General features: G+C 64.9%; 5 protein-coding genes. All 5 read left to right on the plus strand.

What is annotated here, in order from left to right; translation table 11 throughout:
• Nucleotides 1-156: 156 nt before the first annotated feature.
• The 5 genes from NZM16_RS05225 (at nt 157) to NZM16_RS05245 (ending at nt 6,479) form a co-directional block, all read left to right on the plus strand.
• Nucleotides 157-885: an alpha/beta fold hydrolase gene (locus tag NZM16_RS05225; RefSeq protein WP_295448394.1), complete on the plus strand. Its 729-nt coding sequence runs from the start codon at nt 157-159 to the stop codon at nt 883-885.
• 7 nt (nt 886-892) lie between these two features.
• Nucleotides 893-2,776 carry a histidine kinase N-terminal 7TM domain-containing protein gene (locus NZM16_RS05230; RefSeq protein WP_295479121.1) on the plus strand — a complete coding sequence of 628 codons (1,884 nt, stop codon included), beginning with the start codon at nt 893-895 and terminating at the stop codon, nt 2,774-2,776.
• Nucleotides 2,777-2,983: 207 nt separating this feature from the next.
• Nucleotides 2,984-4,102: a glycosyltransferase family 1 protein gene (locus NZM16_RS05235; protein WP_295448388.1), complete on the plus strand. Its 1,119-nt coding sequence runs from the start codon at nt 2,984-2,986 to the stop codon at nt 4,100-4,102.
• A gap of 60 nt (nt 4,103-4,162) precedes the next feature.
• On the plus strand, nt 4,163-5,398 hold the full coding sequence (locus NZM16_RS05240) for a glycosyltransferase (protein ID WP_295448386.1): 1,236 nt from the start codon (nt 4,163-4,165) through the stop codon (nt 5,396-5,398).
• Nucleotides 5,399-5,516: 118 nt separating this feature from the next.
• The gene (locus NZM16_RS05245; RefSeq protein ID WP_295448383.1) at nt 5,517-6,479 is read left to right on the plus strand and encodes a metal-dependent hydrolase; all 963 of its coding nucleotides are present in this window, start codon (nt 5,517-5,519) and stop codon (nt 6,477-6,479) included.
• The last annotated feature ends 701 nt before the right edge of the window (nt 6,480-7,180 follow it).

Here is a 7,180-nt window from a genome sequence, read left to right on the forward strand (position 1 = left end):
CCCCCCTTTCCCCCCCCTCCCCCCGGCCCAGCGGGCCGCGGGGAGGGGGAAGGAAGGGAGGAGGGGCTATTGCCTTCCGGACGAGCTTCGGTTCCCTAAATCCCCGGTTTATAACTGGACAAAGCAGTGGGGGAAATCCCCTGAGGCGGTTTTTCGATGCTGATCGGCGTGGTGCTGGAAAGCGATGGCTATCGATTGCTGGGTCGTTTCTATCAGGCGGATGGGCCAGGGCCCCATCCGACCCTGGTCATGGCCCACGGGATCGCTGGCGTGGAGCTCAACCTGGATCTGGCCGATGTCCTGCGGGACGCCGGGTGGAACGTGCTGAGCTTCCATTACCGGGGTTGCTGGGGCAGCGAAGGCCCTTATCGGATCGCCACCCTGGTGGAGGATGTGCAAGCGGCGATCCAGTGGGCGCTGGCGCAGCCGACGGTCGATCCCCACCGTCTGGTCCTGCTCGGCTACAGCATGGGCGGATGGGCTTCTATGCTGGCGGCCATTCAGGACCCCCGGGTCTATGCCCTGATCACCCTTTCCACCGTTAGCGACCTGCGGGCCTGGACGCCGGATGACGCGATGCTCGTCAACTGGGTCCGGTTTATGAACGGAATGACGGCAGAGACGCTGCGAGAGGAACTAAGGGCCCAGGCGGCGAGGCCGCAACCGGTGGATGGAGTGGACCAGCTGTCTCCACGACCGTTGCTCATCATGCATGGGACAGCGGACCCGGTGGTGCATCATCGCCAGAGCCTGGCGCTCTATCACCGAGCGGGGCTGAACGCTGAGCTGGCCCTCATCGATGGGGGGGACCATCGCTACACGGGACGTCGTCGGGTGATGATCCAGCGCATTCAGCGCTGGCTGGAGACCATCTGTCGATCGTGATGGGCCGATGGATCCGCTGGAGCTGTTGATTCAAATTAACTTCGTGATCGTCGCCGCTCTGCTGATCGCGGCGTTCTCCCTTCTGATTTATTTGTTGACCTATTATTTCCGAAGTCGGAGTGCGCGGGGGGCGGCCTGGCTGCTGGCCTCGGTATTCACGGTTTACCTGGGTGATCTGATCCTCTTCTTTATTGAAGACCCCCATTCCGCAGAGCGATGGTTGCGGCTGCAGTGGCTGGGCATCGCCATCACCCCGGCCGCTTACGCTCATCTCACAGACGCTCTGCTGGAGCGCACGGGATCGTTTTCCCCCTGGCGCCGATGGGCGGTGCGCGGCGCTTACGGCCTGGGAGCGGCCTGGTTCCTCCTGGCCATCGGGACGGACCTGCTGGTCCATGACGGGACCGCAGATGGCCGTGCCTTCCATCTGTGGGCCGGTCCTCTTTTCCCCCTGTTCCTGGTTTACTTCATCAGTGGGGTCGCATGGGGGGTGATCAACGCCTGGCAGGCACGCCGACGGACCCTCATCTCCACCCACCGGCGGCGGCTGACCTATCTGGCGGCAACGATGATTGCTCCCGCTGTTGGGGTTTTCCCTTATCTGTTGCTGGTGGGGCGGACGCTCCCGTCGTTCCCCGCGGTTTTCTGGGGGATGGTCGGCCTGGGCAACCTGATCATCGGGACGATGCTGTTCGGCATGGTCTATGCGGTCGCCTACCTGGACGTGCTGGTCCCGGATCGGGTGATCAAGCAGCGATGGATCGATTATCTGCTCCGGGGGCCGGTCCTGGCGACCTTTGTGGTGCTGGTGATGTTCGGGCTGAGCCGGCTGAGTCATGTCCTGGGCCTGCCGCTGGCTCTCCTGCTGCCTCTGGTCGCTGCAGCGACCATCGTCAGCTATGAGATCTTCAGCGATTGGATTCGCCCTCTCTTCGAATGGCTCTTCCTTCGACGGGATGTCTCCGAGCTGGCCCGCATGCGCCGTCTGAGCGATGCGATGATCACCGCCCGGGATCTCCGGCAGTTCCTGGAGGGGATCCTGGCTCTGATGTGCGAAGCCCTTCGTTCCCCCACGGGGTTTGTGGTTCGGATCACGCCGAATGGGATCGAGCCGGTGGCCGCCTTCGGAGCGATCGAGCAAGCATCCATCGAGGAGACGCTTTCGGTCGTCGAGGGATCTGCTGACGGCCCGATTGCGGCCGATGGCTTCTGGATCTGGCCGTTGCGAAGCCGGGGCGATCCCGTGCTCCTGGGCGCGATCGCGGTCGCCCAGCCCGCCGGGGACGCCGGGGAGGTGGTCCTGGAGCCCCTTCAGGATCTCATTCGGGGATGGGTGGCTCGCGCGGCGGCGGCCCTGGAGGATCGGATGCTTCAGGAGCGGGCGTTAAGCGCTCTGGAGCAGGTTGCGGAGGAAGTCAGCCGCCTACGTCAGCCGGAGCAGGCGCCCTCCGCCGCGCCCCTGGTCGAGCATCCGGAATTCACCCACTGGGTGAAAGAGGCCCTGGCGCATTACTGGGGTGGGCCGCGGCTGCTCCAGAGCCCCCTGTTGCAACTCCGGATCGTCCAGCAGGCGATGGAAGCGCACGACGGCAATCCGATTCGGGCCCTGCGGGCGGTGCTGGCGGAGGCGATTGAACAGCTTCGCCCGGATGGGGAGCGGAAGCTGACGGCTCCCGAGTGGTTGCTCTACAATCTGCTGGAGATGCGGTTTATTCAGGGACGCAAGGTTCGCGAGATCGCCCAGCGCCTGGCGCTCAGCGAATCGGATCTTTACCGCAAACAACGGGCAGCCATCGAGGCGGTGGCCGTGGTCCTCGCGGAGATGGAGCGACGGGCCGCCCGCGTTCTGGCCGAGGAAGGCCAGCCTCCGAAACCCATGGGGTCGGAGTGATCCGATGGGGATGGGCGAGCCGCCGAAGGCGGCCCCGCCCACCCCCAAAATCATGGCAACCGAGCACGCAGCTGGCTAGAGCCCACGCATCATAGGCGGGTAGGGTTTGAGGATTTTCCGCGCTGCGGAAGGGCAGCGCGCCTTCGGCCCGTCACCTCAGGGGGGTTACGCGACGAACCTCCTCGATTCAGGAGGGTAGAGCATCCGATGATACGGATTGGATTAGATGCCCGGTTGCTGGCGTATCGGCGGGAAGGCATCGCCCGATATATCCTGGAACTGGCCACTCGCCTCCCTGATGTCATCGACGACCCCGAGATCCGCCTGGTGATCTTTCAAAGCCGAAAGGATCACAACACCCGGATCACCGGTCCCCGGGTGCAAACCGCTTATGTCTGGACGCCTCCCCATCATCGCTGGGAACAGCGGATATGGCCGCTGGAGATCACCCTTCGGCGGGTCTCGTTGCTCCATAGCCCTGATTTCATCCCGCCTTTCGCTGGCTCTTTTCGAAGGGTGATCACCGTCCACGATCTGCACTTCCTGAAATATCCGGATTTCATGACCATGGAAAGCCGGCGTTACTACGCCGGGCAGATCGAACAGGCCGTCCGGGTGGCGGACCATATCATCACGGTCTCGCAGACCACCCGGGCGGATCTCGTGGCTTACTTTGGGCTGCCTTCCGATCGGATCTCGGTGGTCTATGAAGCGGCCAGCGCCGTCTACCGGCCCCTTCCTCTGGAAGTCACCCAGGAGGCGCTGGAGCGCCTGGACCTGGAGCCGGGATACATCTTGTTTGTGGGGACCTGGGAGCCGCGGAAGAATCTTCCGATGCTGCTACGGGCCTATGCCCGGCTGCTGGACCGTCGCCCGGAGACCCCGCCGTTGGTCCTGGCCGGGCGTCGGGGCTGGCTCTATCAGGAGATCCTGGAGTGGCCCCATCGTCTCCATATCGTGGATCGGTTGCGCTGGATCGAGGGGCCGGATGACCGGACCCTCGCGGCGCTATACAACGGGGCCGCCTTCCTGGCTTTCCCTTCGCTCTATGAGGGGTTTGGACTCCCGGCGGTGGAAGCGATGGCCTGCGGCACGCCCGTGATGGTGAGCGATCGAGGCGCCCTTCCGGAGGTCGTCGGCGACGCCGGGATCATCCTCCCCGCGGAGGACGAGTCCCGCTGGACAGAGGCGATGGAGGCCCTCTTGGAGGATCCTGAGGCCCGCGAACGGCTGCGCCGGAAAGGCCTGGAGCGGGCCTCGGCCTTCTCCTGGGATCGCGCGGCAGCGGAGACCTGGGAGATCTACCGACAGGTCCTGGGCCGGTGAGTCCCCTTTCGGGGGACGAGACCGCCAGAGCTGGGAATTTCGGGCGCACAGGGTGCAGCGATGATCCTTTTTTTGGCCCCCGAGCTTCCAGATCCTCCCAACAAAGGGGGATCTATCCGGGCTTTCCATGTGCTGCGGCGCCTGGCCCGGCTGGCGCCCGTAGGGGTGCTGGCCCTGGCGGAACGAGCCGATGAGCCCCCGGCGGTCTGGCGATCCCTCGCTCACGAGGTGTGCCTTTTCCCGTGGCGCCCGCGATCGCTCCGGGCCCGTCTCCAACAGTTCCTCTTTTCCTCCCATCCGGATCTCGCCTTTCGCTACCGAACCGCCGCCCTGGTGGATGCGTTGAAGCGGTTGCTCATCCAGCGCCCCATCCGCGCGATCCACATCGAGGGCCTGGAGATGGCCTGGGCGGTGGAAGACCTGCTGGATCGCCCCCCAGGCGCCCGGCCGATGCTCGTTCTGGACGAATTGAACGCGGAGTATCGCCTGCAGGAACGGCTGTTTCGGACCAATCGAGGGGATCCCCGGCGCTGGCTGAGCGCATTCTACTCTGGGATCCAGGCCCGTCGGTTGCGGCGTTACGAAGCCCGGATCGTCCGTCGGGTGGATCGGGTGATCGCGGTCTCGGAACCCGACGCCCGGGATCTGGAGGCGCTGGGAGCCTCGCGCTCGCCTGTAGTAGCCCCGAACGGAGTGGACACGGCCCTCTTCCATCCCGAAGCGGTGGAACCGCTCCCCCTTGGCGAGCCCGCTTTCGTGTTCACCGGATCCATGGACTATCGTCCGAATATCGATGCCGTGGAATGGCTCGCTCGGGTGGTCTGGCCGGCGGTTCGATCGGCCCTTCCGGAGGCTCAACTCTACCTGGTTGGCCGTCGGCCATCCCGGGCAGTGCGCCGCCTTCAGGAGATCCCTGGCGTTCACGTGGTCGGGGGAGTTCCAGATGTGCGCCCTTACCTGGCTGGTGCAACGGTCTATGTTGCACCGCTGCGGGCGGGCGGCGGAACCCGCCTGAAGATCCTGGAGGCGATGGCCATGGGGAAGGCGATCGTCAGCACCCCGATGGGTTGTGACGGGCTTGCGGTGATGGATAAGGAGCATGTGTGGCTGGCGGATGGGGAGGCGTTTGCCGCCGCCATGATCGCCCTGGCCCGGGATCCGGCCCGGCGGAAGGCCCTGGGGGAGGCAGCCCGCCGCCTCGCGGTCGCACGTTACGATTGGGAACAGACCCTCGCGCCCCTGGAGGCGCTCTATCGAGCGGAGATCTTCCCGAAGGCCCGCAAGCCCGAAGGCTAATCCGGCCTCTTCCACCCGTCATTCCCTCCCTGGTAGTGTTCAACGACGGACGGGATGCCATGTCCCCTCATGGCGTTGGAAACCCCGAAGAGTCTATCATCTCCATAGAGAACCCTTCATGTTCTCTTGGCCTATGAAGGGCTTTGCCCATTTCATTTCCGGTATCGCCCTCTCAACGTTTTTCCCGGAGATCGTGCAGGACGCCGCGCGCGGCGGGATCGGACCCGCGCTGGCCGGGATCGCGGCGATGTTGCCGGACACGCTGGACTTCCGTTTCGCCCGCTGGCTGGAGCAGCCGGATCGTGTCGTGGATCCGGACACAGATCCCCCAGATCCGGGGATGATCGCCCGCGCGGTCCAGGAAGCTGCGGAGCGGGCGTGGGGGGAAGGCCGCGCTATCCGCCTCATGCTCCATACGCTGCGCCTGGGGCCGGACGCGTGGCGGCGTTACGTCGTGCGCTTCGATCTGGAGGCCTCGGCCATCGAGGTGGAGATCGGCCCGATTGTGAACACGGGAGGGCGACCGATGCGCGGGACGGTCCCGGATCTTCCACCGGCGCGCCTGCCCCTAAGCGTTCCGATCCGCTACGATTACGACCCCACGATCACGGTGGACATTTTCTCCGGCCCATCCTTGGCCTTCGTGCCGGAGGATGGAGCGGTGCGGGTCCTGTTTTTACCCTGGCATCGGGCGTGGAGCCACTCGCTGGTCCTGGCTGCTCTCCTGGGCGTGGCCGCCGGGCTCCTTGGTGGGGCACCGATCGGCTGGATCGTGGGGCTGGGATATGCGATTCACATCCTCGAGGACCAGCTGGGGTGGATGGGAAGCAATCTCTTCTGGCCCTTCACCCGCCATCGTATCCCCGGCCTGAAGTGGATGCGGAGCGTGGACCCCTGGCCGAATTTCACCGCTGTGTGGATTTCCATAGTTCTCATCCTCTGGAACCTGGATCGCTTCTCCCAGGCCCCGATCCTGCCCCCCTGGTTTCTCCTGCTGGCCCTCCTCGTGCCGTTGCTCCTCCGGCTGGCCGGTCGTCATCCGATCTTGCAGGAGCAGTGGGACGAAGAGGATCCGGATTAGCCTGGATGTAGGGCGGGACACGATTGGGCAAGGACGAGGGAGAGGCGGGCCTCCCCACCGCCGAAAGGGCCAGCAGGAGGGGATGAGTTGCCTCCCTGCGCCATATCGGAGCTATGGCCTTTGGGGGCAAAGCCAGGGCGCTTTCCGTTCCCGGCTTTGCCCTCAAGGCTCCCAGGGGAAACGAACCGCGTCGCGTTTTGCCCGCATGTGGGAATGGCCCTCATAGTGTTCTGTCGATTTTTTGTGGGAGTTACTTGGTGCTTTGTCCAGTTATCAACTGGGGATTGGAGGAACCAAAGCCCGTCCGGAAGGCCATGGTTCCTTCCCTCAAAAATCTTTCGGGGGCGGTGCGGGGGGGGGGGGGGGCCCCCCCCCCCCCAAACCCCCAAAAAAAAAAACAACAAAACCACCCCCCCCCCCCCCCCCCCCCCCGGTGGGTGGGGGGGGGCCCCCCCCCCCCCCGGCTCCGCCCCCCAAAGCGTTTGGCTCCCTACTCCCCAAGGTCCAGAGACTGTGGGGAGGAGGAAGCAAGGGGAGAGGGGCTGTTGCGCGGTGGCCGCCGGATTAGGAAAATTCCTAACGCGTCAGGTCCAGCTGGGGGATGGGGAATGGTTCCAACAGGGGTCACAGAGGCGGTCATCGGATCCGGATTGGATCCCTGGGCTTTCTGGTGCCGGGCAGCGGTGGATTGCGTGAGGGTC

It is taken from the genome of Thermoflexus sp., assembly GCF_025055495.1.
GTDB lineage: Bacteria > Chloroflexota > Anaerolineae > Thermoflexales > Thermoflexaceae > Thermoflexus.

Coding starts and splice junctions, on each gene's coding strand:
- NZM16_RS05225 (WP_295448394.1), top strand. CDS start 157: ATGCTGATCGGCGTGGTGCTGGAAAGCGATGGCTATCGATTGCTGGGT.
- NZM16_RS05230 (WP_295479121.1), top strand. CDS start 893: ATGGATCCGCTGGAGCTGTTGATTCAAATTAACTTCGTGATCGTCGCC.
- NZM16_RS05235 (WP_295448388.1), top strand. CDS start 2,984: ATGATACGGATTGGATTAGATGCCCGGTTGCTGGCGTATCGGCGGGAA.
- NZM16_RS05240 (WP_295448386.1), top strand. CDS start 4,163: ATGATCCTTTTTTTGGCCCCCGAGCTTCCAGATCCTCCCAACAAAGGG.
- NZM16_RS05245 (WP_295448383.1), top strand. CDS start 5,517: ATGTTCTCTTGGCCTATGAAGGGCTTTGCCCATTTCATTTCCGGTATC.